The sequence below is a fragment of the Mesorhizobium sp. M7A.F.Ca.AU.001.01.1.1 genome (assembly GCF_004022735.1).
In the GTDB taxonomy this organism is placed as follows: domain Bacteria; phylum Pseudomonadota; class Alphaproteobacteria; order Rhizobiales; family Rhizobiaceae; genus Mesorhizobium; species Mesorhizobium ciceri.
The window spans coordinates 1-4180 of record NZ_RZPF01000596.1 but is presented as its reverse complement, the minus strand read 5'-3'; the positions used below and the strand labels follow the sequence as shown (position 1 = coordinate 4180).

Genomic DNA, 4180 nt, shown 5'->3' with positions numbered 1-4180 from the left:
GCATCAAAGCGCTGCTCATAGAGGGCGACGACAGTCTCGCATCCCTGCGGAGCGGGCTCGCCCGCCGGCAGGTGCAGCTTGACCACGCCAGGGCGGTGCGGGTGTTCGGCGTCACGACACCGGCCGGCACCGAGCAGGCTTTCACCGTCGCACGCGATGGTGCGGTGCTGATTGCCGCCCCCGGCGGGCCGATGCTGGTCGATGGTCATGACACGGCGACACCGCTGACCGTCTTCGTTCGCCGCGCCACGATCCGCCCGGCGGCGAAATCGGTATTGGCTGATCCGCTTGCCGACCCGGTGCTCGATTTGCGCGTCCATTCGGCGACCGCGGAGGCCTATTTCGTTGGGGCTGGCGACTATCTGCAGATCATCGATGTCGACGGGCGCCAATGCACCGATTTCCAGTGCTTTTCGGCGCGCAAGCTGGACAGGGGACTGGATCATCCGCTCGACGTGACGACGACGCGCACGCTCATGGGTGCGAGCTACCCGATGCCCGGCCTGCATTCCAAATACTATGACCAGGACATGGAGCCGCTGGTCGAGGTGGTGCAGGACACATGCGGCCGGCACGACGCCTTCGCGCTCGCCTGCGCCGCCAAATATTACGACGACATCGGCTATCCCGGACACACCAACTGTTCGGAGAATTTCAACGGCGCTCTGGCCGGCAAGGGCGTCAATCCCCGCGCGGGCTGGATGGCGATCAACTTCTTCTTCAACACGGCGATCGACGCGCATGGCGTCATGGTGTCCGACGAGCCGTGGTCGCGGGCGGGCGACTATGTGCTGCTCAGGGCGCTCACCGACATCGTTTGCGTTTCCTCCGCCTGCCCCGACGACACGACGCCGGCCAATGGCTGGAACCCGACCGACATCCATGTGCGGACCTATTCCGGCCAGCACAAATTCTCGCGAGCGATCGCCAGACGCATGACGCCCGATTCGGAACCGAAAATGACCCGCGAGACCGCTTTTCATTCGAGCTTTGCCAAGCACACCCGCAACTTTCAGGAGTACAAGGGCTATTGGCTCGCCAATTCCTTCGCCAAGGACGGGCCGATCGCCGAATACTGGGCCTGCCGCCAAGACGCGGTGATCATGGACCTGTCGCCGCTGCGCAAGTTCGAGGTCACCGGCCCGGATTCCGAAGCGCTGCTGCAATACACGCTGACCCGCGACGTCAAGAAGCTTGGCGTTGGCCAGGTGGTCTATTCGGCCATGTGCTACGAGCATGGCGGCATGATTGATGACGGCACCCTGCTGCGGCTGGGCAAGGACAATTTCCGCTGGGTCGGCGGCGACGATCTGTCTGGCGAGTGGCTGCGCGAGACGGCGACAAAACTCGGCCTCAATGTCCTTGTGCGTTCCTCCACCGACCAGATGCACAATGTCGCCGTGCAGGGACCGAAGAGCCGCGACATCCTCAGGGAGGTGATCTGGACCTCGCCGCTGCAGCCGTCGATCGACGAACTCGAATGGTTCCGCTTCGCCGTCGCCCGCATTGGTGGCGGCAACGGCATTCCGGTCGTCGTCTCGCGCACCGGCTATACCGGCGAGCTCGGCTACGAGATCTGGTGCCATCCGCGCGACGCCGAAAAAGTCTTCGACGCCATCTGGGAAGCCGGCCAGCCTCACGGGCTGAAGCCGATGGGACTGCAGGCGCTGGACATGGTGCGCATCGAGGCCGGGTTGATCTTCGCCGGATACGAATTTTCCGACCAGACCGATCCGTTCGAGGCCGGCATCGGCTTCACCGTGCCGCTGAAGAGCAAGACCGACGATTTCGTCGGCCGCGAGGCGCTGATCCGCCGCAAGGAGCACCCGCAGACGAAGCTGGTCGGTCTCGACATCGACGCCAATGTCGACGTCGGCCATGGCGATTGCGTGCATGTCGGCCGTGCCCAGATCGGCGTGGTCACGTCAGGCATGCGCTCGCCGGTGCTGAACAAGACCATCGCGCTGGCCAGGCTCGATGTCACCCATTCGGCTGTCGGTACCGAGGTCGAGATCGGCAAGCTCGACGGCCATGCCAAGCGGCTGCCGGCGCGAGTCGTCGCCTTCGCCCACTACGATCCGCAAAAGACCAAACCGCGTTCCTGACGGCCCTTCCCTCCCAAGACAGTGAGGCCGTGCTGCAGTTCGTGATAGGAATTTTTTCTTGACCTGCTGAGGGCAGCTATGCTACATATTCGTCCATGGTGCTGATTTGCGCCGCGACCCGCCTCCGGCGGGTTTTCGCTTCCTGACCCTTGGTCCTTTTCCGAACAATCCCACCGCGGCAGTGTGAAGCCGACATGTTTCGCAAGCGTGATGTGCACGGCGCGACAAATCGCTTGACCTGAAAGCGCGCCGGATCAATCTTCACTGTTAAGAAAAAAATGCGACTGAGTGGAAACACCGACAGCCGCCCAAAGCATGCGTCGATGATGAAGCCTCGCGAAGTCGCGGCCGTCACGAACGGGGAACATCAAAATGGGGAACAAAGACATATGAGCACGATAACGACTGTCCTGGAGCCGCTTGCCGAAGGCAAGTTGCACCGAAATATCGACTGGCGCGGCGCCTTCTGGGTGGCGAGCGGCGTGCCGGCCCTGGTCCTGTTCTCGATCGGCGGCATTGCCGGCACGACCGGCACGCTGGCCTTCGCGATCTGGATCTTCTCCATGATCATGGGCTTCCTGCAATCCTTCACCTATGCCGAAATCGCCGGCCTGTTTCCGAACAAGTCGGGCGGCGCGTCGATCTACGGCGCCACCGCCTGGCTGCGCTATTCCAAGTTCATCGCGCCGCTGTCTGTCTGGTGCAACTGGTTCGCCTGGTCGCCGGTGCTGTCGCTCGGCTGCTCGATCGCCGCCGCCTACATCCTCAACGCGCTGGCGCCAGTGCCGCTGTTCACCGAAACCTCACCCGATGTCGTCGCCTATATCGCCGCGCATGCCGGGACGAGTGCCGCCGACGCCATCACAGCGGTGACCGCGGCGGCGACGCCGGCAATCCGCAACTGGACGCTTTACAGCCACACGCTGGGACCGGTCTCGTTCACCTTCAACGCGACCTTCTTTATCGGCGCAGTGCTGATGCTGATCATCTTTGCGATCCAGCATCGCGGCATTCTCGGCACCGCCAATGTGCAGAAATATATCGGCCTCTTGGTCATCGTCCCGATGCTGATCGTCGGCGTGGTGCCGATCGTCACCGGCCAGATCAACTGGGCGAATTTTTCGCCGCTGGTGCCGCTGGCCGCAGCCTACGCGCCCGAGCCCGGTGCCTGGAACATCGCCGGCTGGACGCTGGTGCTTGGTGGTATGTTCATCGCCGCCTGGTCGACCTACGGCTTCGAGACCGCCGTCTGCTACACATCCGAGTTCAAGAACCCCGGCACCGACACGTTCAAGGCGATTTTCTATTCCGGCCTTCTGTGCATGCTGCTGTTCATCCTGGTGCCGTTCACCTTCCAGGGCGTGCTTGGCCTCAACGGTATGCTGGCGACGCCGATCGTCGACGGCTCCGGGGTCGCCGACGCGCTGGCCGGCATGGTCGGCGGCGGCGCGCTAGTCCACAGCCTGTTGGTGATGCTGATGATCCTGGCGCTGGTGCTGTGCATCATGACGGCCATGGCCGGCTCTTCGCGTACGCTCTACCAGGGCTCGGTCGACGGCTGGCTGCCGCGCTATCTCAGCCATGTCAACGAACATGGTGCGCCGACACGGGCAATGTGGACCGATCTCGTCTTCAACCTGATCGTGCTGGCCATCGCCTCGGCCGACGCGACGAGCTTCTTCTTCATCCTCGCCGTGTCGAATTGCGGTTACATCATCTTCAACTTCCTCAACCTCAACGCCGGCTGGATCCACCGCATCGACAACGGCCATATCGCACGGCCCTGGAAGGCGCCGAGCTGGCTGCTCGGGATCGGGGCGATCTTCGCCTATGTCAACGCGATCTTCATGGGCGCCGGTGCCAAGGTATGGAACCCGATGGCGCTGTGGGCCGGCCTGATCACGGCAGCGCTGATCATCCCGGTGTTCTGCTTCCGACACTACATTCAGGACAAGGGCAAGTTCCCCGACCACATGCTGGCCGATCTCGGCATGACGGGGGCCGACCTCTCGGTCAAAAAGGCGGGCATGCTGCCCTATCTGACGCTGGTCGCCGGCGTGGTGGTGATGCTGCTC

The 4180-nt window shown here is 63.1% G+C and carries 2 protein-coding genes; both read left to right on the top strand.

What is annotated here, in order from left to right; genetic code table 11:
• A partial coding sequence (locus EN884_RS27910) for an aminomethyltransferase family protein (protein WP_128360851.1) occupies positions 1-2105 on the top strand: 2105 nt, incomplete at its 5' end.
• 389 nt (positions 2106-2494) lie between these two features.
• On the top strand, positions 2495-4180 hold a 1686-nt coding region (locus EN884_RS27905), incomplete at its 3' end, for an APC family permease (RefSeq protein ID WP_164895188.1).